Here is a 26,147-nt window from a genome sequence, read left to right as displayed (position 1 = left end):
GTGACGGCCCCTTGCTGTTTCTGGGAGCGAGGTGAGCGATGTCTGCAGGAATGTGGCAATGGCTGGCAGAGGGCGATGCGGTCACGTGGGCGACGGCGGCCCTGATGCTGCTGATGTCCGTGCTCAGCTGGGTGGTCATCCTCTACAAGCTCTGGTTTATGGCCGTGGCGCGTCGCAGCGTGCCGCAGGCCGTGGCTGCGTTCTGGCAGATGCCCGATCTGGTCCAGGCCATGGCGCAGGTCAAGGCTCTGGATAGACAGGGGCTGGTGCAGGCCATGGCCGATGCCGTGGCGCAGGGCGCAATGGCTGCGCAAGGCTCTCTGGCACAAAGCGCGACGCAGGGCCAGCGCCTGCTGCGCAGCCTGCGTGAGGCTCTGGGCCAGGCATCCGTCCAGCTGCAGTGGGGTCAGACCTTGCTTGCCACCATTGGTGCAACGGCACCGTTTGTGGGTCTGTTGGGTACGGTCTGGGGCATTCACCATGCGCTGGGAACGCTGGCGGGCAGTGGTCAGGTCGATATCGCTCAGCTTGCCGGGCCTGTGGGTGAAGCCCTGGTCATGACGGCCGCCGGTCTGGCCGTCGCTTTGCCTGCTGTGCTGGCCTATAACCTGCTGGGGCGTTCGGCCAGCCAGCTGGAGGCTGTGCTGGAAGGGTTTGCACATGATCTGCATGCCCAGTTCGGCGTGGATGCTTCTTAAAGGACGGCATCATGGCATTCGGTCGCATGAGCCGCCGTCAAGGGGCGGAAACTCCGATCAACACCATCAATGTCACACCGCTGGTCGATGTGATGCTGGTGCTGGTGGTGATCTTCATTCTGGCTGCTCCCATGCTGGCAGCCACCTTGCGCGTGCAGCTGCCCAAGGCGCAGGCAGCAGTGCAGCAGGCTGCCGTGAGCAAGAGCGATGCCTTGATGGTGGAGGTCAGCCCTGCCGGCGAAATCTGGATTCAGGGGGCCGTGGCGGACGATGCGGCAGTGCAGCAGCAACTGGAAGAGCTGGGGCGGCGCAATCCTCAGGCCGAAGTGCAACTGCGCGCCGACACCAGCGTTCCCTATGGTCGCGTGGTACAGGTCATGGGCTGGGCCCACGCAGCAGGCCTGACGCGCATCGGCTTTGTGGCCGAGCCTGAATCGAAGGCTGGCATTAACTGACGGCCCTAGGCGTAAAAACGCTTACTTTTTGCAAATCACCGGCCAGCACTTTTTGCTTTGGCTCAAGGGCAAAGCTCGTAGAGCCTACCCTTGTTGCTATCTCTTTCAAATCAGGGCGAAGCTGCCTCCACAATGGTCAAAGCCCCTGTCCTTTACTGGCGTAACAAGCCCCGATGGGCAGAACAAGGTTCTGGCGTTACGATGTTTTCGCCTGCCTTTATGGCACCCCTACAGATTTCGCCGCAGCGGTTGCGGCATTTGGTGACTAGGAGGATTTGCATGCAAGTACAGGTTCATGCCGACGATTCCATCCAGGGTGGAGAGTCTCTGGCTCAATGGGCGCAGGAGGAGATCAATGCCAAGCTGGCCCGCCTGAAGGAGTATGTGGTGCGTGTGGAGGTCTTCCTCACGGGCGTTGATGCCCTCAAGACCACGGGTGGCCCAGGCAAACGCTGTGTGCTCGAGACCCGGGCTACAGGTCGCCCCCCCATCGCAGTGAATGCGGAAGCCGAAAAGGTCAAGGAGGCCTTCAGCGCCGCGATTGAAAAGCTCAAACGCGCGGTGGAGACTGATCTTGGCAAGCTCAAGGACAAAAATCTGCGTGAAAGCGTACGCGGCGTGGATGACCCCAGTGACGAGAATGCCGCAGTGGCTTGAATATGAAGCGTTTTTGGCTTTCTGCCCTCTGAAACCAGGCGTGGAAAGCTATTAAAACGATATCAATCAAAAAGGGCATGTTCATGGCGAACATGCCCTTTTGCATTGTCGATAAAGAGCGTGCTTATGCGGCGGTCAATGCGCCGGCCTGGGTCAGCTTGTCGGCGACCAGCAGCTTGTTCATTTCGATCCGGCTCATGATGCCCAGTTCTTCCGCCACCACGGCAATCTGCTTGCCGTTGGCAATGGCGGTCTTGGCAATCTTGGCGGCCTTTTCGTAGCCGATCAAAGGGTTCAGCGCCGTCACCAGCGTCACCGACTCGGCAATGCGGGAATCCAGCAGCGCTTCGTTGGCCACAATGCCTTCCACGCAGTTGACTTGCAGCGTCTTGCAGGCGCTGCTCAGGTGGCTCAGGCTTTTGTGCAGAGCCCAGGCCATCAGCGGCTCGAAGGCGTTGAGCTGCAATTGGCCGGCCTCCACGGCCATGGTGATGGCGGCATCGTTGCCTATCACTTCAAAGCAGACCTGGTTCATTACCTCGGGAATCACGGGATTCACCTTGCCGGGCATGATGGACGAGCCGGCCTGGCGCGCCGGCAGCTTGATGTCTGCCACACCTGCTTGAGGGCCCGAGGAAAGCAGGCGCAGGTCGTTGCTGATCTTGGATAGCTTGACTGCAACACGCTTCAAGATACCGGAAATGTCGGCAAAGGCGCCGGTATCTCCCGTGGCGGCGATCAGATCGCCGGCTTTGACGACGGGAACGCCCGAAATTTCAGCCAAGGCCTTGGTCACGGCGCTTGCGTAGCCTACGGGAGCGTTGATGCCGGTACCGATGGCAGTGCCACCCATGTTCACTTCGGTCATCAGATAGGCGGACTCGCGCAGACGCTTTTCATCGTCGGCGATCATGGCTGCAAAAGCGGAAAACTCCTGGCCCAAAGTCATGGGCACGGCATCTTGTAATTGTGTGCGGCCGATTTTCAGGATATGGGCGAATTCGCCGGCTTTGGCTTCGAAAGCAGAGCGCAACTCGGTCAGGGCGATCAGCAGCTTCTGGATGCCAGCGTAGGTGGCAAGCTTGACGGCTGTGGGGTAGGAGTCGTTGGTGGACTGCGAAGCATTGACGTGATCGTTGGGGTGGATCATGTCGTAAGTGCCTTTGGGCAATCCCAGGTGCTCGAGTGCACGGTTGGCGATCACCTCATTGGCGTTCATATTCGTGGAGGTGCCGGCGCCGCCCTGGATCACATCGACCACAAACTGCTCGTGCAGCTGGCCGGAAATCAGATCATCACAGGCTTGGGAGATGGCGGTGGCTTGCTTGAGATTGATGGCACCAAACTGCAGATTGGCCTGGGCCGCTGCCTTTTTGACAAAGGCAAACGCGCGGATCAGCTCGGGCATGTGCGCGACCGAGTGACCGGTAATGGGGAAGTTCTCCACTGCGCGTGCGGAATGAACGCCCCAGTACGCGTCGGGAGGGATGGTTTTGATGCCAATGAAGTCATGTTCTTGACGCATTGATCGGCTTTCTTTGCAAAGTTGAGTTGGGCAGGACGTGGCAACGCCCCGGACGAGAAGCGGCGGTCGCATTCTCGTGGCCAGGGCGTTGGCTCGATTATGAAAGCTTGGCGTGCATGAGTCCAAACGTTTCATGCATAACGTCTGGCTTGTCTTCGCTTGAAGAGAGTGCGTTGTCTCTAAAAGCTTCCAAAATCCACCAAAATCTTGCAAAGATGCTTTTATTCTTCTTTTTGAGAAATTCAATTCGCACCAAATTGGTGCGAATTGAATAAGCGCCGGCAGGCTTATCTGGAGGCGCGCAGGCTGACGCCAGCCAGTGAGGGAGAGTGCAGCGACTTCAGAGGCGAGGCCACGGGCTTGCCAAAACGGCGTGGCTGTCCGTTGACGAGTTCCGCATCGGTGGCCGCCTCCGCCTCCCATTGCTGCTGGGCCTGTTGCATCTCTTCGGTGGTGCGGGCCACAAAGTTCCACCACAGCAAGATGGCTTCATCCATGGGCTCGCCCCCGATGATGATGAGGCGGCTGCCGGGCGTGCATTCCAGCTGCACTTCCCGCGTGCCCACAGGCAGATAGATCAGCTCCTGCGAGGGCAACACCTGGCCTTCAACCTTCACCTCGCCTGACAGGCTCATCACCGCATGCTCGAAGTCGGCGCGCAGCGGCATGGTGGCGCACGCCTGGCCGGCTGTGCCGCAGGCCAGAAGGTCCACGCCCATCAGCGGGGAGTGGACTTCTGCGGGGGCCGCCAGACCGAGGGCTTCACCGGCCAGCACGGTTACGGCAAAGTCGCCGATCTCGGTCCTGGGCAGGTCGGGATAATGCTGGAAGCGGGGCGCAGTATTGCGATGGCTGTCGGGCAAGGCAATCCACAACTGGGCTGCATGCACGCCCAGTGTCTGGGCTTCTTCGGAATGGGCAATGCCGCGGCCAGCCGTCATCAGATTGACCTGGCCGGGGCGGATGATCTGCTCGCTGCCCAGGCTGTCGCGGTGAAGCACCTCGCCCTCGATCATCCAGGTGAAAGTCTGCAGGCCGATATGGGGATGGGGCCCGACCTGCATGCCGGGTGGAGGGGGGACGGCCGGGCCGGCGTGGTCGAGGAAGCACCAGGCCCCTACTTTGCGCAGCGCGGCCTGAGGAATGGCACGGTGGATGGGGATGCCGCCGACATCGGCTATACGGGTGGGCAGACGTTGTAAGTTCTTTGATTCACTCATGACAAATCCTGACGGCGAAGAGATTCGAGTGTCAGGGATATGCGGTATTCGCGCAATCAGACGGCAGAATGCAGCAACGCCTTGCACGCAGTTACATCACTGTGAGGATTCAGCCAATAGGCTGACAAGGACTCCGCCAGGAGTCGGCTAAGTTAAAGGCGTAGGCCGCTAGCAGTGGCTTTCACGTGGCGCAATTCGTGCGCAGCGACCTAACAACTGCAGGAGGAATAAACATGAACGAACACAGCACTCAAGGCAACCAGATCTCGGCAGTCGAGATCCAGCTGTACCCCGAGCACTTTGCCGCTCGTGTCACAGGCAAGGTGGAGCATCGTGTCGGAGATGGTCCGTCCGAGCAGATTCCCATGGGCATAGAGATGAAGGTCGATACCGCCATCGCCAGCTATGTGCTGTCCTGGGTCGACCCCGAGGACCAGCAGCCCGAAACCGCATCACTGGCCAAACGTGAGTTCGAACACTATGTGGAAGTGGGTGCGCTGGAGGTGACGGTGTAATCAAGTTACACACAACAGCGACCAAAGCCCTGCCGGTGACTGCAGGGCTTTTTTTATGGTTCATCGAGGAATTCCGTGGAGATGAGCCCGTTCGTTTTGTAATCTGACGGCTGCGAAGCTGACATCGGAGAACAAATCAAATGCTGGACTCGAAGTTATTGCAGGCTCTTGGCGGCTGGGAGGGCTACGAGGTTGAACGTGTGCAGTGGCCCCAGGGCGATAGCCGCACCGTGTCGATCTATCTGAAGCCGCAGGCCAGCATCATGCATTGCGAACGCTGCGGTGCGCAGTGCAGCCAAGTCCATGAGACCACGACACGGCGCGTGCGCGATCTGGCACTGTTCGAGTACAAGGTGGTGCTGCATGTGCCGCGTCGGCGTCTGTGGTGCGATAGCTGTGGTGGCCCGCGCCTGGAGAAACTCAGCTGGCTCGGTCGCTACCAGCGCGTCACAGACCGTCTGGCACAGGCGTGCAGCCAGTTGCTTCGCAGCAGCAGCATCAAGGCAGTCGCGGCCTTCTTCGATCTTGGGTGGCACACGGTCAAGTCCATCGACAAGGCCTTATTGCTGGCCACTACCGCGCAGCCGCAATGGGAGCGGATCGAGTACTTGGCAATGGACGAGTTTGCGTTGCACAAGGGCCATCGCTACGCCACAGTCGTCGTCGACCCCATCAGCCGGCAGGTGCTGTGGGTGGGGCAAGGGCGCTCACGCGAGACGGCCCGCCAGTTCTTCGAGCAGTTGCCCGTTGGCGTTGCCCAGCGCATTCGCGCGGTTGCTATCGACATGACTACTGCCTACGAGCTGGAGATCCAGGCCAACTGCCCCAACGCCGAGATCGTCTATGACCTGTTCCATGTCGTGGCCAAGTATGGCCGGGAGGTTATCGACCGAGTGCGTGTCGATCAGGCCAACTTGCTGCGCCAACAGCCCTTGGCGCGCAAGGTGCTCAAGTCCAGCCGCTGGTTGCTACTGCGCAATCGCAACAAGCTGCAGGCTCAACAAGCAGTGCAGCTCAAGGAGCTGCTGGCGGCCAATGAGCCATTAATGGCGGTATACGTCTTGCGCGATGAGCTAAAACAGCTGTGGTTTTACCGTCGTCCGGCTTGGGCGCATCGCGCCTGGCAGCACTGGTGTGAGCAAGCGCGCCAAAGCGGTATTACAGCACTGAGCACCTTTGCTCAGCGCTTGCAAAGCTACCTGCACGGGATCATCGCCCGATGCCGGCATCCGTTGAACACAAGTGTTGTCGAGGGCATCAACAACACCATCAAGGTCATCAAGCGCCGGGCTTATGGCTACCGCGATCAGGACTATTTCTTTCTGAAGATTCGCGCAGCCTTCCCCGGTAATGCGCGATGAACCTTTTTTATCGCCGGGCAGTCCCAAGGATGAAGCTGGCTTTCCGGCAGGAGGCGAGCCTACACAGCGAGTGCGTGAGGTGCTTTTTTCATGCCTGCGCGGCTTCGGTCAGAGCGGTGGGAATGGAAACCTTGCCTTCCAGCAGCTTGTGCACGGGGCAGGCATTGGCAATCTGCAGCAGGCGCTGGCGCTGCTCGTCGTCCAGCTCGCCATGCAGGGTGATGCTGCGCGTGATCTGGTTGGCATCCGCGGGCTTGCCATCGGGGTTGAGCTGCAGATCCACATCGACATGGCTTAGCGGCCACTGCTTGCGACCCGCGTACATATGCAGGGTGATGGCCGTGCAGGCTCCCAGGGCCGAGAGCATCAGCTGCATGGGGTTGGGGGCGGAGTCGGCGCCGCCATCATTCACGGGTTCATCGGCATGCCAGACATGGCCTTGGGCATCGGTCAGGGTGATGCGGTACGGGGTGGGGCTGCTTTGTGCGTGTGCGCTGTGAATCATTCGCTGCTTCTCCATAAAACCTGGGCCACTTTAAGCGCTGCCTGCAATCCTTGCAGTCCTATCCGTTATCGGTTGAGTCCACGGTTCAAGGCGGTTGCGCAGGCCGGCTTGGCTGCAAAAGCATTTACGGGGTTTCTGGCAAGCGAAAAAAGCAATATGCCAGCTGTTTATCGGTATTTGGATACAGGGCGAATTTCTACCGCAGAATTCCGCAATGACCCGATTTCAAAGAAAAATCGGGCAATACCAGAGCGGATTCGGTCATTGCAAGCGGGCTTGCAGATGATTCATCAAACCGAGAGTGGGAGAGCAGGCATTGAATTCGATACATGGTGTTCACCAAAAAGGTGATTCTTCCGAGTGGAAAATCCCTCCGTTCTGGCAAAAGCTCAATAGCTTCTTCTTGTTTCCTCTGCAGACCGAGCCTTTGCTCTATGCATTGCTGCTGTCGGCATGCAGTTATGGCTTGATGTTCGGGTGGATTGGAATCTTGTTTGTGGGGTTGGGCTTGATGCTGGCAGTCAGCCGTTATGCATTCAAGGTTTCGGCACTCGCATCTCGTGGAATTACCCATAGTTCCGATTTCCGGTCCAGTCAGGTCGATGAAGACTGGAAATGGCTGCCCTGGAAATTTTTCGGGGTGCTCGTCGTTTTCGGGATATTTGTGGGCTTTATGGCGACCCGCAGCCTGACCTTGGGCGTGGTTGCCAATCTGTTGGTGGCCTTCCTGATTCCTGCTACCTGGATGGTGCTGATCAATACCAACAGCCTGAGCTCGGCCGTTAATCCGTTCGAGCTGCTGGCGACGATTTTCGGTATCGGCAAGTCCTATCTGCTGCTGTGCTTTTTCCTGTTTCTGCTGCAGCAGGGCTCGCCCATGGTCCTGGCGATGCTGCTCAAGGTTGCGGCACCCGGATTGGTACTGCCCCTGGTGAGCTTTGTGATGATTTATTTCAGCTGGGTGATGGCGGCCATGATCGGCTATGTCATGTACCAGCACCATGCGGCTCTGGATATCGATCCCGTACAAGCGCCTGAGGGGCCTGCGACCGTGCAGATCGACCCTGCGGCCCTGGAGGCCAAGCGTCGCGATGCGCTGGTGGCCAGACTGGTGCAGGACAACAAGATGGACGAGGCTGTGAACCAGGCGCGCGAATGGCAGCGGGAGGACTATGAGAGCCTGCCCGATTGCCGCCGTTACTTCCGGGTGCTCAAGCTGACCGAACGCGCGGATGCCCTGGCGGAGCTGGGCCAGCGTTTCATTCCCATGCTGCTTGCTCAGCAGCGCGCCAGCGAGGCCCTTGAGGCCTGGGTGAGCTGCGTCAAGCGCAAGCCGGACTTCAAGCCTGACTCGGCCCAGCTCAGCTACGAGCTGGCACAGCAGGCCTGGAAGGCCGGCAAGCCCAGGTATGTGTTGATCCTGGCCAAGGATTTTGAGAAGCGCTTTGCCGGCAGCCCCCTGATTCCGTTCATGCTGGAGTTGGTGGTGCGCGCCTACAAGCAGGGCATGGAGCAGCCCATGCAGGGGGTGGCCGTTTACATGCGCATGAAGCAGCTCTTTCCCGAGCACGAGAGCACCAAGGAGGCGCAGTGGGTGCTGCGTGATGAGCTGCAGGAGCTGGAAGCCAAGACCTGAGCGCGGCGAGGCGTTGGCTAGCGCTGCTGTGCCAGCCAGCGCGTGAGAGCTTCCTCTGGAGCCGATTGCTGCAGCACAGGCAGCCAGGCTTTGGCTTCCTGAACGCGTCCGGCCTGGGCCAGTCCGTTGACCAGCAGCAGCAGGCTTGCCGGCCATTGGGGATGGTCTGCCAGCTTGTGCAGGGAGCGGCATAGCTTTTCGGCCTCGGGCAGGGCGCCCAGGCGCACGAAGCTGCGCACCAGTCCATGCATGGTGTCGGCGCTCATGCGCATGCCGGGCTGTGCGCGCTGCTGATAGCTGCGATAGCTGGCCAGCTGCAGCTGGCGTTCGGCGTCCGTGGTGGCCGGCAGCTTGAAGATGCGTCGTGCCGCAGCATGAAAGTCCTCGCTGGCGGGTTGATGGCGCGAGCTTTCGAACCAGGCCTTCAGAATGGCGGGGTCCTTGGGGGCCAGCCGCGCGGCCTCCCGCCAGGCTGGCGCAGCACGGCCGAACTCCAGGGTGTCGGTAAGGTGCTGCGCACGGGCCACGGCATCGGCCAGCGGCTTTGCGGCGGCCCTGGCCAGTTCCTCTTCGTTGACGGGAGCCTCCACCGTCTGCAAACGCATATAGACCCACATCAGCACCGCCCCTGTCAGCAGGCCGCCAAAGTGGGCCATATAGGCCACCTGCTTGCTGCCCCACAGGTGCTGCAGCAACTCCACCCCCATCCAGACCGGCAGCATGACCAGGGCCGGCCAGGTGGCGTAGTTGAAGTAGAACAGCAGCATGTAGAAAAAGCGTATGCGCCGCATGCGGTACATCACCGCATACATGGCCATCAGCGCTGAAATCGCGCCCGAGGCCCCCAGGCCGTAGCCGCCCATGCCGGCATAGAACATCAGCGCAAACAGTGATGCCCCCACACCGCCGACCACGTAAAAAGCCAGATAGGTGAAGGAGCCCAGGGCGAGCTCCAGCGTGAAGCCGAACAGGAAAAGAAACACCATATTGCCCAGCAGATGGCTGGTGCTGCCGTGCAGAAAGATGGAGGTGAAGGCCTGCAGAGGCTGCCAGCCCGCGCTCGGCTCATAGCTCATGGACCAGCGCTCGGTAAAGCTGCCGCTCGGCTCATGGGGCGCGAAGGCGGCCCGTGCAGCTTGCCACTGCGCATGGCGTGGGTGGCTGGCGGTGATGACCTGGCCGTCCAGCAGGTGCTGGCGGAATTTCTTTTCCTGCCACAGCAGCGCATAGAGCTGGGCATAGGCCTTGTGTTGATAGAGCTTGCGCACGGCCTGCAGCGTTTGCTGGTCGAAGCGCTTGCTGCCTTGGGCGGATTGCTCCTCAAGATAGGCCAGGAATGGTGGCAGTTCCAACGTTGGCAAAGCGGTCTGGGCATATTGCTGGGCCGCTTTTTCCACGGCATGTTCCTCGGGCGCCTGCCAGCCCCAGAAGATCACGCAGTTGATGACGATGAGCAGCACCGTCATCCAGGGCGGGCTGCGCCATGAAGGCTTGTTCTCAAGAGGAATTGCAATAAACATGGCGGCCTTGTCTGAGGAAGTGGCAGCGCTTCACGCTCTTGGGCGTTGGTGGTGGCTGCGTGTTACAAATGTATCCGAGACATGCTCCGGCTGGCTCCGGTCTTGTGGGACGAAAAAAAGCCAGCATGGCGTCCCATGCTGGCTTTTTTGATAGCTGCCAGTGCTTATCAGATAAGCACTAGAGCCTGATTTTGCTTGTAATCTGCGAAGATTACTTGGCAACCACTCGCACCATTTCCAGGCACTTGTTGGAGTAGCCCCACTCGTTGTCGTACCAGGACACGACCTTCACAAAGGTCTTGTCCAGGGCGATGCCGGCTTCGGCGTCGAACACGGAGGTGCAGGTCTCGCCGCGGAAGTCGGTGGCGACGACCTTGTCTTCGGTGTAACCCAGCACGCCCTTCAGAGCGCCTTGGGACTGGGCCTTCATTTCGGCGCAGATTTCTTCGTAGGTGGCTTCGCTGTTCAGCTCAACGGTCAGGTCAACCACGGACACGTCAGACGTTGGCACGCGGAAGGACATGCCAGTCAGCTTCTTGTTCAGCTCGGGGATCACCACGCCCACGGCCTTGGCAGCGCCAGTGCTGGAGGGGATGATGTTTTCCAGAATGCCGCGGCCGCCGCGCCAGTCCTTGTTGGAAGGGCCGTCCACGGTCTTTTGCGTGGCGGTCGCTGCGTGCACGGTGGTCATCAGGCCGCGCTTGATGCCCCACTTGTCGTTCAGCACCTTGGCCACGGGAGCCAGGCAGTTGGTGGTGCAGGAAGCGTTGGAGATGATGGCCTCGCCCTTGTAGGTGCCGTGGTTCACGCCGAACACGAACATGGGGGTGTCGTCCTTGGAAGGAGCGGACAGGATGACCTTCTTGGCGCCAGCGTCGATGTGCTTCTGGGCGGTTTCCTTGGTCAGGAACAGGCCGGTGGACTCGATCACGATGTCGGCGCCGACTTCGTTCCACTTCAGGTTGGCGGGGTCGCGCTCTTGCGTCAGGCGGATCTTCTTGCCGTTGACGACCAGGGTGTTGCCTTCGACAGAAACTTCACCGTCGAAACGACCGTGCACGCTGTCGTACTTCAACATGTAAGCCAGGTAGTCAGGCTCCAGCAGGTCGTTGATGCCGACGATTTCGATGTCGGAGAAGTTTTGCACTGCGGAACGCAGCACGTTGCGGCCAATGCGGCCGAAGCCGTTGATACCAACCTTGATCGTCATAGTTGCCTCGTAGATAGTGAGTAATGAAAAACCGGAGCGGATTGTGCCCGGACTCGGCTCCCTGAGGCCTGGTCCGGATGGCTGAGAACTGCGGGTAAGCAAACTTCAGCCGGAAAAAAGGGGCACGAGGCCCCTTTTTCGCTTACTTGGCAGCGTTCTGCAGGGCGACCTGCACGGTATCGGCCACATTCTCGGCGGTGAAGCCGAAGTGCTTGAACAGCACGCCTGCGGGAGCGGACTCGCCGTAGGTGTCGATGCCGACCACGGCGGCGCAGCCGTACTTCCACCAGAAGTCGGTCACGCCCATTTCCACGGCGATGCGGGGCAGGCCGGCAGGCAGCACGGCCTTCTTGTACTTCACATCCTGCTTGTCGAAGGTCGTGGTGCTGGGCATGGAGACCACGCGCACGGCGATCTTGCGTTCGGCCAGCTGCTTCTGGGCAGCCAGAGCCAGCTGCACTTCGGAGCCGGTGGCGATGATCACGGCCTGGGCCTTCTTGCCCTTCAGGCCCACATCCTTGGGCTCGGAGAGCACGTAGGCGCCGCAGGCGATGTCGTCCAGCGCGTCTTCGCTCTTGGGCGAGTAAGCCAGGTTCTGGCGGCTCAGCAGCATGGCTGTGGGCTTGTTCTTCTGGCTCAGGGCCACGGTCCATGCCACGGCGGTCTCGGTGGTGTCGGCGGGGCGCCACACGTCCAGACCGGGGATCAGGCGCAGGGAGGCTGCGTGCTCGATGGACTGGTGGGTGGGGCCGTCTTCGCCCAGGCCGATGGAGTCGTGCGTGAACACATGGATCACGCGCTGCTTCATCAGGGCGGCCATGCGGATGGCGTTGCGGCTGTAGTCGGAGAAGGTCAGGAAGGTGCCGCCGTAGGGGATGAAGCCGCCGTGCAGCGCCACACCGTTCATGATGGCGGCCATGCCGAACTCGCGCACACCGTAGTTGATGTGGCGGCCGATCTGGCCTTCTTCGGTCTTGACCACGGCACCCTTGTCATCCACGCGGAAAGAGGGAGTGGACTTGGTGTTGGTCAGGTTGGAGCCGGTCAGGTCGGCAGAGCCGCCCAGCAGCTCGGGCAGGGCAGCTGTCAGGCCTTCCAGGGCCAGCTGGCTGGCCTTGCGGCTGGCCACGGTGGCACCGGCGTCATGGGCGTCGGAGGCGATCTTGGCGGCGATTTCACCGAAGTTGGCGGGCAGATCGCCAGCCATGCGGCGGGTGAACTCGGCGGCTTGCTCGGGGAAGGCAGCGGTGTAGGCTGCGAACTTTTCGTTCCAGGCAGCTTCGGCCTTGGTGCCCAGATCCTTGGCGTTCCAGTCGGTGTAGACCTCGGCAGGGATCTCGAAGGGGCCATGAGTCCAGCCCAGAGCCGCGCGGGTCAGTGCGATTTCTTCGGCGCCCAGAGGTTCGCCGTGGGCCTTGGCCGTGTCCTGACGGTTGGGCGAGCCCTTGCCGATATGGGTCTTGCAGCAGATCAGCGTGGGCTTGTCGGCGCTCTTCTTGGCAGCGGCGATGGCCTTGTCCAGGGCGTCCACGTTGTGGCCGTCCACGGCGCGGATCACGTTCCAGCCATAGGCTTCAAAACGCTCGGGCGTGTTGTCGATGAACCAGGGGGCGACCTTGCCGTCGATGGAAATGCCGTTGTCGTCGTACAGGGCGATCAGCTTGTTCAGCTTCCAGGCACCAGCCAGGGCGGCGGCTTCATGCGAGATGCCTTCCATCAGGCAGCCATCGCCCAGGAACACATAAGTGTGGTGGTCGACGATCTCGTGCTTGTCCTTGTTGAACTCGGCAGCCAGCAGCTTTTCAGCCAGTGCAAAACCCACGGCATTGGTGATGCCCTGGCCCAGAGGGCCGGTGGTGGTTTCCACGCCGGGGGTGATGCCCACTTCGGGGTGGCCTGCAGTCTTGCTGTGCAGCTGACGGAAGTTCTTCAGCTCTTCGATGGGCAGGTCGTAGCCGCTCAGGTGCAGCAGCGCATAGATCAGCATGGAGCCATGGCCGTTCGACAGAATGAAGCGGTCGCGGTTGGCCCAGTGAGGGTTCACGGGGTTGTGCTGGAGGTGGCGGCTCCACAGCGCTACGGCCATGTCGGCCATGCCCATGGGGGCACCGGGGTGGCCGGAATTGGCTTGTTGAACGGCATCCATTGCGAGTGCACGGATTGCATTCGCCATATTTTGAGTGTTGGCCATCAGGGCGCTCCGAAAAGGAGGGGTAATTCTGCTAAGCCCATTATTTTAATGGAGGCCCAATTTTCGCAGGCGGGATGCGGGTCAATGCTCTACAGTGCAACCCCAGAAACAGGTGTCTTGCGCACCTCAAACCATGTTGACAAGCTGATTGCAATGACTGTAGAAAACGCTGCTTCCCTCCTGGTGCAACCCCCTGCAATGCTGCTGGCCGCAGGCCGGGGCGAGCGCATGCGGCCGCTGACCGATGTCACGCCCAAGCCGCTGCTCAAGGTGCAGGGTGTGCCGCTGTTGCAGCTGCACATGCAGGCGCTGCTGGCTGCCGGCGTGCCGCGAGTCGTCATCAATACCGGCTGGCTGGGGGCGCAGATTCCTGGGTATTTCGGCGATGAATTTGTGCCGCAGCCCGATGGGGGCGCGAGTGCGAAATTATTGCTTTCCTATTCGGCGGAGCCCGAGAAAGCCTTTGAAACCGCTGGAGGCATCAGCCGCGCCCTGCCGCAGCTGGACCGGGTTTTCTGGCTGGCTGCAGGCGATGTCTATGCGCCGGATTTCAGCTTTGCGGCGAAGGCTGCCCAGGCGTTTGCGCACAGCGATGAACTGGCCCACCTGTGGCTGGTACCCAATCCTGCACACAATCCGCGTGGCGACTTTGGCCTGAGCGAGGACGGCAAGGCGCTGGACCTGCCTGCCGACGACGAGCGCCCACGCTATACCTACAGCACGATTGCGCTGCTGAAAGCCGAGCTGTTTGCAGCACCGTGGTTCGATGTGGAGCCGGGAAACCCCGAGGGCCTGCGCGAGCCGCTGGCCCCGCTGCTGCGCCGCGCCATGCAGGCAGGCCGGGTGGGTGCCTCGCTCTACCGCGGTCGCTGGGTCGATGTGGGCACGCCCGAGCGACTGGCCCAGCTCAACCAGGGCTGAGACTTGAGCGCACGCAGCATCGACTGGCCAGGCCCGCACATCGTCCATGCCTGCACTGCGCAGGCTGGCTGGGGGCAGTTGCTGCTGCTGACCCGGGACGGTGGCTTGCATGCGCTGAAGCTGCCAAACGGGCGGAGCCAGCAACTGGCGCTGCTGGACTTGCCGGAACCCACACCGCCTACGCCGCACTGGCCGCATGGCTTCAAAGTACATTGCGCGCTCAGTGGCGACTACGCGGTGATTGCCAATGATGGCGGTACATGGGGCGTGCTGGTGAACTTGCGTACCGGTGAGCGCATCGCGCAGCTTTTCGGGGGCGACTACCACCCCAAAACCGTGCCTTTTTCCATCGCCTTTATTCGGCATCAGGGTCGCGATGTGCTGATTCACCGCACGCAGTGGAACCGGCTCGATGCCATGGATTGCGCGACGGGCGAGAACCTGACCGAGCGCGACGGGCTGGCGTTCGAGCAGCCGCACTATCTGGACTATTTCCATGGTCGTCTTCTGCCTAGCCCTGCGCAGCAATGGTTGCTGGACGACGGCTGGGTCTGGGCGCCCGTGGGCATTCCCGTCGTGTGGTCGCTGTCTGCCTGGCTGGATGGCAACCGCTGGGAGTCCGAAGACGGCCCCTCGCGCAAGCGGCTGGCGCAGGGCGAGGGCTGGGACCAGCCCTGCGTGTGGCTGGATGACTCGCGCGTCGCGATCTGGAACGTGGGCAACTGGGATGACGATGGGTTTGGCGACTGCCTGCATGCGCCGGGCGTAGTGATCTTCGATATCCATGCGCCTGTGCCCGAGGAAGGCCATGCGGGCCAGCTCTGGCCCATGCCCGGCTTGCCGCGCGCCCGGCACCTGCACTGCGTGAACGGTCGCTTGCTGGTGGTGGGCGAAGGGCAGTGCTGGCTCTGGGATGTGCCAACCCGCGAGCTGCTTTGCCACTGGCCGGATTTCGCGCCCCAAGGTTGGCATGCGCAGCGTGGCGAGCTGGTCGAATGGTCGGCGCAGCAGATCAAAATACTTGCTCCATAAACTGCCTTGGAACTCATGCCAGCAATGCGCATGAAGCTATGAGTTGAGGCGTATCCCTGTGGATTGCACGAATGCTTGCCATGGCAAGCATCTGCTATGCTTTTTACTTTTCTGACTGGCGCAACCGGATGCAAATCCACAGTTCCTCTTGTGGCCGTCATCGGGTGAGTGCATGCAAATCGTTTTCTTCATGGCTCTGGTGGGGCTGGCCGCGTTCTGCCAGAACCTCACGGGCTTCGCGTTCGGGCTGATCTTTGTCGGCGTGGCAGGCGCCACTGGCCTGATGAATATTGCCGATGCGGCCAATGTGGCCTGTCTGCTGTCCATCATCAACGGCGTCAGCTATATGCGCGCCTACCGCTTCGAGCCGGACTGGGCCATGCTCAAGCCCATGCTCATCAGCAGCGTGCTGGGCGTGGTCGGCGGTGTGCTGCTGCTGCACTGGCTCAGCGGCAATACGCTCAACGGCCTGCGCATGCTGCTGGGCCTGGTGATCGTGCTGTGCGCCATGCTGCTGCTGATGCAGAAGAAGGCGTTGGACCAGCCCTCGGGCCCCGTTTCCATGTGGGTGGCCGGCGTGTCGTCGGGACTGCTCGGTGGCTTGTTTGCCACGCCTGGCCCGCCCATGGTCTATCACCTCTATCGTCAGCCGCTGGATCGCATGCTGGTGCGCCACTGCCTGTTTGCCATGTTTGTCTCCTGCTCGTTGCTGCGCGCTGCCATGGTGGCTGTGGAGGGACAGCTGAACTGGGCGGTCATGGGCTGGACGGCGCTGGCCTTTCCTGTCGTCACGGGCGTGACCTGGTGGAGTGCCAGACATCCGCCCGCCTGGCCCAAAAGGCTGGTGGAGTGGCTGGTCTGCGGCCTGCTGATCCTGTCGGGCGCAAGTCTGCTCTGGTCGGGCTGGCGCGCGAGCCAGCCCGAGGTCCTGGTGCCCGATGATGCGATGGCGCTGCTGACCACCGGATTCAGATCGACACAGGGGCAGGAGCGCAATAGCTGACATCCGCAGATGTAAGCTGATGTACAGATGCCCGGCCAGCATTACGATATGCCCATGACTTCTGTATATGCCCAACGCCGCGCACGCTTGGCCGCCCAGTTGGGCGACGGCGGTGTCGCCATCATCCCCACGGCTCCCGAGTTGCATCGCAACCGCGATACCGAGTATCTGTATCGCCACGACAGCTACTTCTACTACCTCACGGGCTTTAGTGAGCCCAATGCCTGCCTGGTGCTGACCAGCGACGGCAAGAGCGTGCTGTTCTGCCAGCCCAAGGATCTGGAGCGCGAGGTCTGGACCGGCTACCGCCTGGGCCCCGAGGCGGCCAAGGCCAGGCTGGGCATGGATCAGGCCTGCTCCAGCGATGAAATCAATTCCCGCCTGCCGCGCCTGCTGGAAAACCGCGAGCGTGTCTGGTTCCCCTTCGCCACCCACAAGGGCCTGGCCGAACAGGTCGAAGGCTGGCTCAGCCAGGTGCGCGCCCGCTCGCGCTTTGGCGTGCTCTGTCCCACACAGCAGGGCGACGCCTGTGCGCTGCTCGATGAAATGCGTCTGCTCAAGGACGAGCATGAGCAGGACATCATGCGCCGCGCCGCGCAGATCAGTGCCCAGGCCCATGTACGTGCCATGCAGCGCTCGGCCCGCATGATCCGCAATGGCGAGGAGGTGCGTGAATATCATCTGGACGCCGAGCTGCTGCACGAGTTCCGCCAGCATGGCTCGCAGTACGTGGCCTACGGCTCCATCGTGGCCGCCGGTGCCAATGCCTGCGTGCTGCACTATCAGGCAGACAAGGCGCCGGTGCGCGCGGGCGAGCTGGTGCTCATCGACGCGGGCTGTGAACTGGATGGTTATGCCAGCGACATCACGCGCACCTTCCCGGCCGACGGCAAGTTCAGCGGAGCGCAGCGTGCGCTCTATGAGCTGGTGCTGGCCAGCCAGGAAGCGGCGATTGCCGTCACCAAGGCCGGCAAGCGCTTCAACGACCCGCATGACGCCACTGTTGCCGTGCTGGCCCAGGGCATGCTGGACCTGGGACTGCTGGACCGTACCAAGTACGGCACGGCCGAGGATGTGATCGAGTCGCGTGCCTACTTCCAGTTCTACATGCATCGCACCGGCCACTGGCTGGGCATGGATGTGCATGACTGCGGCAGCTATGTGGAGCCCAGCGAGCTGGGCGTGGTCAGCGAGCGCAAGGACCCGATCTCTGGTGAAACCATTGCCAATCGCCCCAGCCGCATCCTGCGCCCCGGCATGGTCACGACGATAGAGCCGGGCATCTATGTGCGTCCGGCACCTGGTGTGCCCGAACAGTTCCACAACATCGGTATCCGCATCGAGGACGATGCCATCGTCACCGAAACCGGCTGCGAGCTCATCACTCGCGGCGTGCCGGTCAAGGTCGACGAGATCGAAGCGTTGATGCGTGACTGAGAGGCTTGAACCGGAGCTCAGCATGCCGCAGACCTTTGCCCACCTGTCTCATCGCACAGCTGCCAGGCCACAGTCTGTCGCGCGCATGGGTTTGCTGCTTTGGTTGCTGGGTCTGCCGGGTGTGGTGGCGCTGGCCTGGACGACGCCGCCGGCCTGGCTGGCCGTTCTGGCGAGTGGCGGCTCCGACATTGTGGTTGGCTGGGCCGCGACGGCGGGATTGAGCATCCTGCTGGCGCTGAGCGTGGGCCTGGGGGTCAGTCTGGGCCCGAGGCTGGGCTTGAGTGCACCATTGATTCATGCCCTGGCCGAGGGGCGCATGCCCTGGCGTGGCGTACGCGTGCTGAGCCTGCCCGGCGTGGCCGGTGGCGTGATCGGTGCCGCCTGGCTGGTGACGTTGGCCGTGCTCTGGCCCGAAAGCATGTCTTTTGTGGACCCGGTCTACGGTCTGCCGCTATGGCCCAAGCTGCTATACGGCGCGATTACCGAAGAGTTGCTGTTGCGTCTTGGCATGCTGACGGGCGTGATGTGGATGTTGTGGAAGGCCTTCGGCAGCCCCCGGCAGCGCCCGGACTGGCGGCTGGGCTGGTCGGCCATCGCGCTGGCTGCCCTGCTGTCCGGCTGCATTCCGGTGTTTCTGGGCTGGACCATGGTCGGCGAGCTGCCGGCGCCGGTCGTACTGCAGCTGCTGGTGTGTGAAAGCGTCTATGGACTGCTGGCGGGCATCATGCTCTGGCGCTACGGACTCGAGGCCGCCATGCTCACGCATGTGGTGACCTATCTGCTCTCCCACGGGCTGATCTGAGGCCTGCACATTTGAACCTGCCGGGCAAAACTGTTTCGACGCTGCCATTGATGCGCTGCACAACGCTTGTCGATTCGGCTGCAAGTTTCCCTCTTATGCTTCCGAATCAGTAGCTGCAAGCGCTTGAAATATAAACATTTCAAGCTTTATTTACCCTGATATCAATGATGGGTAGGCGCAAGAAGCTACTGTTTTTTCTGTTCTGCGACGCGCTTGCCTGGTGCTGCAGTGCTGTGCAAGATGCAGTCATGTAACCGCATTCGTGCCAGAATTGAAACCCGATTACATTCCATCGCGAGAGAGACATTTCATGCAAGTGAGTCGTGCTACCAAGATCGTCGCCACACTGGGCCCCGCTTCCAGCGATCCGCAACTGCTTGAACAAATGGTGCGCGAAGGCGTGAACGTCGTGCGCCTGAACTTCAGCCATGGCAAGGCGCAGGACCATATCGACCGTGCCACCATGGTGCGCGAAGCCGCACAGCGTGCGGGCCGCGAAGTGGCCATCATGGCCGACCTGCAGGGTCCCAAGATCCGCGTCGGCAAGTTTGCCGAGGGCAAGGTCATGCTCGAGCCAGGCGAGCGCTTTGTGCTCGACGCATCGCGCACCGAACTCGGCGACATCAACGGCGTGGGCCTTGATTACAAGGAGCTGCCCCGTGACGTGAAGGCTGGCGATGTGCTGCTGCTCAACGACGGTCTGATCGTGCTGACCGTGGACGCAGTACGTGGTGAAGAGGTGCACACCGTCGTCAAGCTGGGTGGCGAGCTGTCCAACAACAAGGGCATCAACAAGCAAGGTGGCGGCCTGACGGCTCCCGCACTGACCGCCAAGGACATGGAAGACATCAAGACCGCGATGTCCTTCCAGGCCGACTACGTGGCCGTGAGCTTCCCCAAGAACGCCACCGACATGGAAATGGCACGCCAGCTGTGCAATGTGGCCGCTGCCCAGTACGGCCACAGGCCCGGCCTGATCGCCAAGATCGAGCGTGCCGAGGCCATTCCGCGTCTGGAAGAGATTCTCAAGGTCTCCGACGGCATCATGGTTGCCCGTGGCGATCTGGCTGTGGAAGTGGGCAATGCCGCCGTGCCCGCGCTGCAAAAGAAGATGATCCGCATGGCGCGCGACATGGACAAGGTGGTGATCACCGCAACCCAGATGATGGAGTCCATGATCACCAACCCCGTGCCCACCCGTGCCGAAGTGAGCGACGTGGCCAATGCCGTGCTGGACGGTACCGATGCCGTGATGCTGAGCGCCGAAACCGCTGCCGGCAAATACCCGCTGGAGACTGTGCGTGAAATGGCCGCCATCTGCGCCGCTGCGGAAGCGGCCGAAGACCGCGTCAAGGATGCCGATTTCAGCAACAGCCAGTTCAAGCGTACCGACCAGGCCATCGCCATCGGCGCGCTGTTCACCGCGCATCACCTGGGTGCCAAGGCCATTGTGGCGCTGACGGACTCCGGTTCGACCGCGCTGTGGATGAGCCGTCATCGCATCCATATCCCCATCTACGCCCTGACGCCCAAGCTGGCCACGCAGCGCAAGATGGCGCTGTATCGCAACGTGCGTCCTTTGCTGATGGATACCAGCGCAGAGCGTGACATGGCGCTGGACCAGGCCAAGGGCCACTTGCTGGCCCGCGGCATCGTGCAGTCCGGCGATGTCTACGCCATCACCTGCGGCGAACCCATGGGCCAGCCCGGTGGTACCAATATGCTCAAGATCTGCCGGGTGGAATAAGCCCCCTGAGCGGCTATGCCGCTTCCCCCCGAGGGGGACGGCATCTTCGCTGCGAGGCGGCTCTTGCTCGATGCCTCTGACTTGACGCATGCCTCATCAAAAAAGCTGCCAGTGCTCATGGATAAAGCGCTGGCAGCTTTTGTTTTGATAGCGTGCCTCAGCCGATCTGGGTTTGCAGCCGGCGCTTGAGCCGTTGGCGGCGCCGGGCTTGTTTAATCTGCAGGGCGCTGCGCCAGACCAGCACGGCGCTGGCGGCACCGACCAGCATGCCGGCCAGAACGTCCGACGGGAAATGCACGCCCAGCACCACGCGGCTGAGTGCCACGCTGGTGGCGAGAAGCCATGCGACAACAACCAGCCAGCGCTGGTGTCTGCCCACTCCCAGGTTGATGCCCTGAGCCAGGGCAAAGGCGCCGGCGGCGTGCATGCTGGGAAAGCTGGCGCTGACACCATGTGCTATCCACTGCATGCCCATGCCCAGTTGCGCCGGCCTGGGCATGGGCAGGCCCCAGCGAATCAGACGGCAGGCCAGCCAGGCACATGCCATGGACAGCAAGGCCAGTTGCAGGCTGCGCTGCCAGCCCTTGGCAAGCGCCAGCATGGCAGCAATCACGGGCAGGGCGCACAGGCCGGGCAACCAGTTGGAGGCAAAGCGCGAGGCTTGAATCCACCACAGCGGGCTCTGGGTGTTGGCATTCAGAAAGTGAAATACGGGGGCATCGAAGAGCAGCATGAATGACCTTTGCATGTGTGCTGCGCTCAGTCCTGGGCAAGCAGCTCGTCGGGAGACATGGCTGTATCCGCCGGTGCCTGGCGCGCCAGGCGGCGGGTGGTCAGCAGATCGCAAAACCAGCTGGCCGTCCAGCAAAGCCAGGCGGTCCACAGGGTGTGGCTCATGAAGTGGGCGCCGCGCATCTGCTGCGCCAGGCCCAGGGCAAAACCGGCCACCAGGGCCGCAGCAAGCCACAGGCGCGCGGCGCGCGGCAGGTCGTGGCGCAGCGCAAAGTAGCCGCTGATGAAGGCAAAACCCGCCGAGGCGTGGCCGGCTGGAAAGCAGTGGCCGCCGCCACCGTCTGTCACTCCCCAGGCCCAGTGAGAGACATAGTGGCCCACGCCGCCAAAATCGCTGAGATCCCAAGGGCAACTGGTGACACTGATGCGTTTTATCAGGGTCATGACGACGAGTGCGATCAATGAACCCACCACCAACTGTATCCGGCGCGGATAAGGCACGTTGCGCAGCCAGCCGACGGGCCACCAGATCGCCAGGCTTAGCCCCATCACGATGATCCAGGCCAGCTTGCGCGCGCCTTCATGGGCAATATTGACCATGAACCAGTCGTTCTGCAGAGCAAAGCCCTGGCGGTTGCCAAACCAGTGCGCCATGGGCATGTCCAGGGCGCTCATGTCCCAGGCCAGTACGCAGGCCAGGGCGATGACAGTCCAGCCCAGAAGGGCTGGAGAGGAGGCTGGGCGAAGAGGAGGGTAAGGGATCGAGGGGGCGGACGACTTCATGCCCGCCACGATAGAAAGCGCTTCTTAACAAGCGCTTAAGAGCATGCTCAGCCCTGGGCCGTCCAGGCGCTGCGCAGGCGTCTGAGATGCGGCATGACGCGCAGATGACGGCGGCGGCGCAGCTGGAAGGCGATATGCCAGACGATGAGGGCACCGCTGATGCCTACCAGCGCGCCGGCCATCAGATCGGAGGCAAAGTGCACCCCCAGATGGACGCGGCTCCAGGCGATGCCGATGGCGGCTATCCAGGCCAGCCAGACCAGCGGCTTGCGGTGGCGGGTTGCGCCCAGGCTGAGGGCCATGGCCAGGGCAAAGGCTCCGCTGGCATGCAGGCTGGGAAAGCCGGCACGTCCGCCATGCTGAATCCATAGCGTACCCAGATTGAGCTGGAATGGGCGCGGAGCCGGGAAGCCCCAGCGTATGAGTCTGGCGATCAGCCAGGCCGTGGCCATGGACAGCAGCAGCATCAGCATGGTGCGACGTGTTGCCGGTGAGCCGAACACCAGGGCCAGCAGGACCAGAGCGCCGCTGAGATTGGGCAACCAGGCCGAGAGCGAACGTGCCAGCTGGATGCTGAACCAGTGCGTCTGGGCATCGGCATTGAACAGCGCAAACAGAAACGGATCGAAGAAGAACATGAAGGCGCTGCGGCAGGCTGCGGCAATGGAGGGTGGCCGATGTTAAGGCGAAATGCTGGCTTGCGGATGTCAAGCCCATGCGCGATCAGGGGAGGTGTGCATCGGCGTTGACCGGCCAGTTGAGTGGATTGGGGATTGCCGCGCACAATGCGTGCATGCGAATTCTGGTGGTCGAAGACAACGAAGGCATTGCAGCGGGGCTGCGAACCAATCTCATGCAGCGCGGCTATGCGGTGGACGTGTGCGCCAGCGTGGCCGAGGCCTGGCATGCCCTGAGTGCCGAGCGCTTCGATGCCGTGTTGCTGGACCTGGGGCTGCCCGACGGCGATGGCAGCGAGGTGGTGCGCCGCCTGCGCCAGCAGACCGGCCGGCCCGGCGTGCCGCAACTGCCGGATCCGGCCACGCCGGTGCTGATCCTCACGGCACGCGATCAGGTGCAGGACCGGGTCGCGGGGCTCAATCTGGGCGCCGATGACTACCTGGTCAAACCTTTTGACATGGACGAGCTGGAGGCCCGCTTGCGTGCCATGATGCGCCGCGCGGCCGGTCAGGCATCGCCGGTGATCCGCCATGCGGATCTGGAGGTGGACCCGGCTGCCCGCACCATCAGGCAGGCGGGGCAGAAGGTGGAGGTTTCACCGCGCGAATTTGCCGTGCTCTGGGCCTTGTTGCTTGCGCGCGGGCGGGTGCTGTCGCGCCCACAAATCGAGGAGCATCTCTACAGCTGGGGCGATACGGTGGATAGCAATGCCGTGGAGGTCTATGTCCATCATCTTCGCAAGAAGCTGGGCCAGAAGATCATTGTGACCATGCGCGGCGTGGGCTACTTCATGCCGCAGGAGCAGGAGTGAAGGCCATGCCGCAGACCGGCATGCGCCGCAGCTCGCTGCAGCTGAATCTGCTGGCCTGGATGTTGGGCGCGCTGGCGCTGGTCTGGGGCAGCTTTGTCATCTGGGGCTACCAGACCGGGGTGCACGAGGCCGATGAGCTGACCGACGGACACCTGGCAGGAGTGGCTGCGCTGACCTTGAACTGGCATGTGCAGGACGATGTTCCTGTGCGAGATTCGACACCGGTGCAGCGTCCGCCTGGGCTGCGTGCCCACGATTATCAGGAGTCGCTGAGCGTGGTGCTCTGGAATGCGCAAGGACTGCTGATCTCGCGCACCGGACAGGCGCCTTTGCCGGATTTCGACATCGAGCAGGGCTTTGCCACGATTGGCGCGGATGAACGCAAGGCCTGGCGCAGCTATACCCAGTGGAGCCACGACAAAACAGCCAAGGTCACGGTGATGATCGACCTGGCCGAGCGCGACAGTCTGGCCGACGACATCGCCATGCAGATGATAGAGCCGGGCTTCTGGCTGCTGCCCGTGATCGTGATTGCGCTGGGTGTGGCCATGCGCCGCGGCATGCGTCCTCTCAATCAGCTCACGCAACGCGTGGAGGCGCTGGATCTGGGCCGCGACCAGCGCCTGTCCGACGCCCATGTGCCGCGCGAGCTCTCGCCCATGGTCAGCTCCATCAACACCTTGCTCGACCGCCAGCAGGAGGCACTGGAGCGCGAGCGCAATCTGGCCAATGAAGTGGCCCATGAGCTGCGCACGCCGCTGGCCTCCATCGCTTTGCAGGCCCAGGCACTGAAGTCGGGGGGGCAGACCGATACTGCTGTCATGCAGGCCGCGCTGCAGCGCATTGGCCAGGACGCCCTGCATGCCGGCCATGTGCTCGATCAGTTGCTGACCCTGGCCCGGGCTGGACGCGGCATGCTGGATGCGCCTTTGCAGCCCGTGAACTGGGCCGATGTGGTGCGCGATGTGGCGGCGGCACAAGCTCAGCATGCCTGGCAGCGTGAAGACATGATCTCCGTGGACGCCCCGCAGGAGCTGCCTGTGCGCGGCAATGCGCTGCTGCTCGACTCAGCCCTGCGCAACCTGGTGGAAAACGCCGTGCGCCACACGCCGACGGGCACACAGATCGAGGTGCAGGCCGGTCTTGATTCGACCCGTGCGCTGGCCTGGGTGCAGGTCTGCGATGACGGCAGGCGCGATGCCGCGCCGGTCCATGTGCCGCCCGTGGACAGTCTGCATCTGGGCCATGAAATCGTCAGCCGCGTCATGCAGGCCCATGGCGGGCGCTTCATGGTGGCCGAGGCACCGCAAGGCTTCACCACCTGCTATCGCATGGAAATACCGCTAGCCGGTTAAAATACCCGGTTACTAAGCGGTTACCGAAGCGTGGCCGCTGGTCTTTCCCCGGACCACAGCTGTCGTGCGGCGCACTGCAGTGATTCATCGCCGGGGGCGTTGCCTCTCAAAACTTTGAACGGAACCCACCATGCCTTTGATCTCGATGCGCGAAATGCTGGACCATGCTGCTGAAAACGGCTATGGCATCCCCGCCTTCAACGTGAACAATCTGGAACAGGTCCAGGCCGTGATGTCGGCGGCTGACGAAGTCGGTGCGCCCGTGATCCTGCAGGCCAGCGCTGGCGCCCGCAAATACGCCGGCGAGCCCTTCATCAAGCACCTGATCCAGGCTGCTGCCGAGATGTATCCCCACATCCCCCTGGTGATGCACCAGGACCATGGCACCACGCCTGAAGTCTGCCAGGGCGCGCTGAACCTGGGCTTCGGTTCTGTGATGATGGACGGCTCGCTGATGGCCGACGGCAAGACGCCTTCGTCCTTCGACTACAACGTGGACGTGACCCAGAAGGTGGTGGCCATGGCCCACCAGATCGGCGCCACCGTGGAAGGCGAGCTGGGCTGCCTGGGCAACCTGGAAACCGGCGAAGCCGGCGAAGAAGACGGCATCGGTGCCGAGGGCAAGCTGGACCACAGCCAGATGCTGACCGACCCCGAAGAAGCTGCCGTGTTCGTCAAGGCCACCCAGCTGGACGCGCTGGCGATCGCCATCGGTACCAGCCATGGCGCCTACAAGTTCAGCCGCAAGCCCACAGGCGACATCCTGGCGATTTCCCGCGTCAAGGAAATCCATGCCCGCATCCCCAACACCCACCTGGTGATGCATGGCTCCTCCTCCGTGCCCCAGGAGCTGCTGGCCATCATCAACCAGTACGGTGGCAAGATGAAGGAAACCTACGGCGTGCCCGTGGAAGAGATCCAGGAAGCCATCAAGTACGGCGTGCGCAAGATCAATATCGACACAGATATCCGTCTGGCGATGACCGGCGCGGTGCGCAAGTTCCTGGCCGAGAACCCCGACAAGTTCGACGCCCGCGAATGGCTCAAGCCTGCCCGCGAAGCGGCCAAGCAAGTCTGCAAGGCCCGCTACATCGAGTTCGGCTGCGAAGGCCAGGGCGCCAAGATCAAGGGCTACAGCCTGGAGCAAATGGCCAAGAAATACGCCGCCGGCGATCTGGCCCAGCTGGTCAAGTAAACTCAAGTTTGATAGCTGTCAGCGCTTTACCAGTAAGCGCTTGAGGCAGAAAACATTCAAAGCCCGCAGCCTGTTGCCTGCGGGCTTTTTTCATGGCTTATGACTTCTGTTACCAAGGTGACCCGGCTTGTTTCCTAGGGTTACTACAGTATCGAACG

General features: G+C 62.0%; 24 protein-coding genes. 15 read left to right on the top strand and 9 right to left on the bottom strand.

Features of this window, described 5'->3' with window-relative positions:
• Positions 1–38: 38 nt before the first annotated feature.
• The 3 genes from NOX35_RS25805 to NOX35_RS25795 all read left to right on the top strand — a co-directional run bounded on the left by NOX35_RS25805 (position 39) and on the right by NOX35_RS25795 (position 1,810).
• On the top strand, positions 39–698 hold the full coding sequence (locus NOX35_RS25805) for a MotA/TolQ/ExbB proton channel family protein (protein ID WP_182285001.1): 660 nt from the start codon (positions 39–41) through the stop codon (positions 696–698).
• A gap of 11 nt (positions 699–709) precedes the next feature.
• A complete protein-coding gene (locus tag NOX35_RS25800) occupies positions 710–1,153 on the top strand; it encodes a biopolymer transporter ExbD (RefSeq protein WP_182285000.1) in 444 nt (147 codons plus the stop codon).
• Between the two features lie 279 nt (positions 1,154–1,432).
• Positions 1,433–1,810: an HPF/RaiA family ribosome-associated protein gene (locus NOX35_RS25795; RefSeq protein WP_003060358.1), complete on the top strand. Its 378-nt coding sequence runs from the start codon at positions 1,433–1,435 to the stop codon at positions 1,808–1,810.
• 124 nt (positions 1,811–1,934) lie between these two features.
• Here NOX35_RS25795 and NOX35_RS25790 read toward each other — a convergent pair whose 3' ends face one another.
• Both NOX35_RS25790 and NOX35_RS25785 read right to left on the bottom strand, forming a co-directional pair.
• On the bottom strand, positions 1,935–3,335 hold the full coding sequence (locus NOX35_RS25790; protein ID WP_256495197.1) for an aspartate ammonia-lyase: 1,401 nt from the start codon (positions 3,333–3,335) through the stop codon (positions 1,935–1,937).
• 287 nt (positions 3,336–3,622) lie between these two features.
• Entirely contained in the window at positions 3,623–4,555 is a 933-nt protein-coding gene (locus NOX35_RS25785) for a pirin family protein (RefSeq protein ID WP_256495195.1), read from the bottom strand.
• A gap of 233 nt (positions 4,556–4,788) precedes the next feature.
• Between NOX35_RS25785 and NOX35_RS25780 the strand changes: the two genes are divergently transcribed.
• Both NOX35_RS25780 and NOX35_RS25775 read left to right on the top strand, forming a co-directional pair.
• Positions 4,789–5,070 (top strand): hypothetical protein, encoded by a 282-nt coding sequence (locus NOX35_RS25780; protein ID WP_003072434.1) that lies wholly within the window; start codon positions 4,789–4,791, stop codon positions 5,068–5,070.
• Positions 5,071–5,210: 140 nt separating this feature from the next.
• Positions 5,211–6,431 (top strand): ISL3 family transposase, encoded by a 1,221-nt coding sequence (locus NOX35_RS25775; RefSeq protein WP_182286442.1) that lies wholly within the window; start codon positions 5,211–5,213, stop codon positions 6,429–6,431.
• Positions 6,432–6,519: 88 nt separating this feature from the next.
• Here NOX35_RS25775 and NOX35_RS25770 read toward each other — a convergent pair whose 3' ends face one another.
• Positions 6,520–6,936 (bottom strand): OsmC family protein, encoded by a 417-nt coding sequence (locus NOX35_RS25770; RefSeq protein WP_043004694.1) that lies wholly within the window; start codon positions 6,934–6,936, stop codon positions 6,520–6,522.
• Between the two features lie 469 nt (positions 6,937–7,405).
• On the opposite strand from NOX35_RS25770, the gene NOX35_RS25765 reads away from it, so the two are divergent.
• Positions 7,406–8,572: a hypothetical protein gene (locus NOX35_RS25765; RefSeq protein ID WP_256495192.1), complete on the top strand. Its 1,167-nt coding sequence runs from the start codon at positions 7,406–7,408 to the stop codon at positions 8,570–8,572.
• Between the two features lie 17 nt (positions 8,573–8,589).
• On the opposite strand, the gene NOX35_RS25760 is transcribed toward NOX35_RS25765, so the two are convergent.
• The 3 genes from NOX35_RS25760 to tkt form a co-directional block, all read right to left on the bottom strand.
• Positions 8,590–10,092: a rhomboid family intramembrane serine protease gene (locus tag NOX35_RS25760; protein WP_182284996.1), complete on the bottom strand. Its 1,503-nt coding sequence runs from the start codon at positions 10,090–10,092 to the stop codon at positions 8,590–8,592.
• 211 nt (positions 10,093–10,303) lie between these two features.
• On the bottom strand, positions 10,304–11,302 hold the full coding sequence (gene gap, locus NOX35_RS25755) for a type I glyceraldehyde-3-phosphate dehydrogenase (RefSeq protein ID WP_003060372.1): 999 nt from the start codon (positions 11,300–11,302) through the stop codon (positions 10,304–10,306).
• Between the two features lie 142 nt (positions 11,303–11,444).
• Positions 11,445–13,493, bottom strand: coding sequence for a transketolase (gene tkt, locus NOX35_RS25750; RefSeq protein ID WP_182284995.1), 2,049 nt, complete (start codon positions 13,491–13,493; stop codon positions 11,445–11,447).
• A 153-nt stretch (positions 13,494–13,646) separates the two neighbouring features.
• Between tkt and NOX35_RS25745 the strand changes: the two genes are divergently transcribed.
• The 6 genes from NOX35_RS25745 to pyk all read left to right on the top strand — a co-directional run bounded on the left by NOX35_RS25745 (position 13,647) and on the right by pyk (position 20,435).
• A complete protein-coding gene (locus NOX35_RS25745; RefSeq protein WP_256495191.1) occupies positions 13,647–14,414 on the top strand; it encodes a nucleotidyltransferase family protein in 768 nt (255 codons plus the stop codon).
• Positions 14,415–14,417: 3 nt separating this feature from the next.
• On the top strand, positions 14,418–15,446 hold the full coding sequence (locus NOX35_RS25740; protein WP_256495190.1) for a hypothetical protein: 1,029 nt from the start codon (positions 14,418–14,420) through the stop codon (positions 15,444–15,446).
• Between the two features lie 172 nt (positions 15,447–15,618).
• Positions 15,619–16,449 carry a sulfite exporter TauE/SafE family protein gene (locus tag NOX35_RS25735; RefSeq protein WP_182284992.1) on the top strand — a complete coding sequence of 277 codons (831 nt, stop codon included), beginning with the start codon at positions 15,619–15,621 and terminating at the stop codon, positions 16,447–16,449.
• A gap of 27 nt (positions 16,450–16,476) precedes the next feature.
• Positions 16,477–17,886, top strand: a complete 1,410-nt coding sequence (locus tag NOX35_RS25730) for an aminopeptidase P N-terminal domain-containing protein (protein ID WP_256495189.1) — start codon at positions 16,477–16,479, stop codon at positions 17,884–17,886.
• A 22-nt stretch (positions 17,887–17,908) separates the two neighbouring features.
• Positions 17,909–18,688: an abortive infection protein gene (locus NOX35_RS25725; RefSeq protein WP_182284990.1), complete on the top strand. Its 780-nt coding sequence runs from the start codon at positions 17,909–17,911 to the stop codon at positions 18,686–18,688.
• 310 nt (positions 18,689–18,998) lie between these two features.
• Positions 18,999–20,435, top strand: a complete 1,437-nt coding sequence (gene pyk / locus NOX35_RS25720; protein ID WP_182284989.1) for a pyruvate kinase — start codon at positions 18,999–19,001, stop codon at positions 20,433–20,435.
• A 157-nt stretch (positions 20,436–20,592) separates the two neighbouring features.
• On the opposite strand, the gene NOX35_RS25715 is transcribed toward pyk, so the two are convergent.
• The 3 genes from NOX35_RS25715 to NOX35_RS25705 are packed head-to-tail and all read right to left on the bottom strand — an operon-like array spanning position 20,593 to position 22,588.
• Positions 20,593–21,168: a phosphatase PAP2 family protein gene (locus NOX35_RS25715; protein ID WP_182284988.1), complete on the bottom strand. Its 576-nt coding sequence runs from the start codon at positions 21,166–21,168 to the stop codon at positions 20,593–20,595.
• 26 nt (positions 21,169–21,194) lie between these two features.
• Positions 21,195–21,950, bottom strand: a complete 756-nt coding sequence (locus tag NOX35_RS25710) for a phosphatase PAP2 family protein (RefSeq protein WP_256495188.1) — start codon at positions 21,948–21,950, stop codon at positions 21,195–21,197.
• 47 nt (positions 21,951–21,997) lie between these two features.
• Positions 21,998–22,588, bottom strand: coding sequence for a phosphatase PAP2 family protein (locus tag NOX35_RS25705; protein ID WP_256495187.1), 591 nt, complete (start codon positions 22,586–22,588; stop codon positions 21,998–22,000).
• Between the two features lie 155 nt (positions 22,589–22,743).
• Between NOX35_RS25705 and NOX35_RS25700 the strand changes: the two genes are divergently transcribed.
• From NOX35_RS25700 to fba, 3 genes are all read left to right on the top strand, one after another.
• Complete coding sequence (locus tag NOX35_RS25700; protein WP_182284985.1) at positions 22,744–23,439, top strand: response regulator transcription factor; 696 nt, start codon at positions 22,744–22,746, stop codon at positions 23,437–23,439.
• 5 nt (positions 23,440–23,444) lie between these two features.
• On the top strand, positions 23,445–24,794 hold the full coding sequence (locus tag NOX35_RS25695) for a histidine kinase dimerization/phospho-acceptor domain-containing protein (protein ID WP_182284984.1): 1,350 nt from the start codon (positions 23,445–23,447) through the stop codon (positions 24,792–24,794).
• A 130-nt stretch (positions 24,795–24,924) separates the two neighbouring features.
• Positions 24,925–25,989: a class II fructose-bisphosphate aldolase gene (gene fba, locus NOX35_RS25690; protein WP_182284983.1), complete on the top strand. Its 1,065-nt coding sequence runs from the start codon at positions 24,925–24,927 to the stop codon at positions 25,987–25,989.
• Positions 25,990–26,147: the final 158 nt, after the last annotated feature.

The sequence above is a fragment of the Comamonas sp. C11 genome (assembly GCF_024496285.1).
GTDB lineage: Bacteria > Pseudomonadota > Gammaproteobacteria > Burkholderiales > Burkholderiaceae_C > Comamonas > Comamonas testosteroni_F.
The sequence above is the reverse complement of the archived record's forward strand: the minus strand, read 5'-3'. Positions and strand labels throughout refer to the sequence as shown.

Excerpts from the sequence above, each read along its gene's own strand:
- NOX35_RS25800 (WP_182285000.1), top strand. The coding sequence starts at position 710 with ATGGCATTCGGTCGCATGAGCCGCCGTCAAGGGGCGGAAACTCCGATC.
- gap (WP_003060372.1), bottom strand. The coding sequence starts at position 11,302 with ATGACGATCAAGGTTGGTATCAACGGCTTCGGCCGCATTGGCCGCAAC.
- NOX35_RS25745 (WP_256495191.1), top strand. The coding sequence starts at position 13,647 with ATGACTGTAGAAAACGCTGCTTCCCTCCTGGTGCAACCCCCTGCAATG.
- tkt (WP_182284995.1), bottom strand. The coding sequence starts at position 13,493 with ATGGCCAACACTCAAAATATGGCGAATGCAATCCGTGCACTCGCAATG.
- NOX35_RS25725 (WP_182284990.1), top strand. The coding sequence starts at position 17,909 with ATGCCGCAGACCTTTGCCCACCTGTCTCATCGCACAGCTGCCAGGCCA.
- NOX35_RS25795 (WP_003060358.1), top strand. The coding sequence starts at position 1,433 with ATGCAAGTACAGGTTCATGCCGACGATTCCATCCAGGGTGGAGAGTCT.
- NOX35_RS25710 (WP_256495188.1), bottom strand. The coding sequence starts at position 21,950 with ATGAAGTCGTCCGCCCCCTCGATCCCTTACCCTCCTCTTCGCCCAGCC.
- NOX35_RS25775 (WP_182286442.1), top strand. The coding sequence starts at position 5,211 with ATGCTGGACTCGAAGTTATTGCAGGCTCTTGGCGGCTGGGAGGGCTAC.
- NOX35_RS25790 (WP_256495197.1), bottom strand. The coding sequence starts at position 3,335 with ATGCGTCAAGAACATGACTTCATTGGCATCAAAACCATCCCTCCCGAC.
- NOX35_RS25765 (WP_256495192.1), top strand. The coding sequence starts at position 7,406 with ATGTTCGGGTGGATTGGAATCTTGTTTGTGGGGTTGGGCTTGATGCTG.
- NOX35_RS25735 (WP_182284992.1), top strand. The coding sequence starts at position 15,619 with ATGCAAATCGTTTTCTTCATGGCTCTGGTGGGGCTGGCCGCGTTCTGC.
- NOX35_RS25760 (WP_182284996.1), bottom strand. The coding sequence starts at position 10,092 with ATGTTTATTGCAATTCCTCTTGAGAACAAGCCTTCATGGCGCAGCCCG.
- NOX35_RS25770 (WP_043004694.1), bottom strand. The coding sequence starts at position 6,936 with ATGATTCACAGCGCACACGCACAAAGCAGCCCCACCCCGTACCGCATC.
- NOX35_RS25695 (WP_182284984.1), top strand. The coding sequence starts at position 23,445 with ATGCCGCAGACCGGCATGCGCCGCAGCTCGCTGCAGCTGAATCTGCTG.
- NOX35_RS25785 (WP_256495195.1), bottom strand. The coding sequence starts at position 4,555 with ATGAGTGAATCAAAGAACTTACAACGTCTGCCCACCCGTATAGCCGAT.
- fba (WP_182284983.1), top strand. The coding sequence starts at position 24,925 with ATGCCTTTGATCTCGATGCGCGAAATGCTGGACCATGCTGCTGAAAAC.
- NOX35_RS25700 (WP_182284985.1), top strand. The coding sequence starts at position 22,744 with ATGCGAATTCTGGTGGTCGAAGACAACGAAGGCATTGCAGCGGGGCTG.
- NOX35_RS25715 (WP_182284988.1), bottom strand. The coding sequence starts at position 21,168 with ATGCTGCTCTTCGATGCCCCCGTATTTCACTTTCTGAATGCCAACACC.
- NOX35_RS25780 (WP_003072434.1), top strand. The coding sequence starts at position 4,789 with ATGAACGAACACAGCACTCAAGGCAACCAGATCTCGGCAGTCGAGATC.
- NOX35_RS25705 (WP_256495187.1), bottom strand. The coding sequence starts at position 22,588 with ATGTTCTTCTTCGATCCGTTTCTGTTTGCGCTGTTCAATGCCGATGCC.
- NOX35_RS25805 (WP_182285001.1), top strand. The coding sequence starts at position 39 with ATGTCTGCAGGAATGTGGCAATGGCTGGCAGAGGGCGATGCGGTCACG.
- pyk (WP_182284989.1), top strand. The coding sequence starts at position 18,999 with ATGCAAGTGAGTCGTGCTACCAAGATCGTCGCCACACTGGGCCCCGCT.
- NOX35_RS25730 (WP_256495189.1), top strand. The coding sequence starts at position 16,477 with ATGCCCGGCCAGCATTACGATATGCCCATGACTTCTGTATATGCCCAA.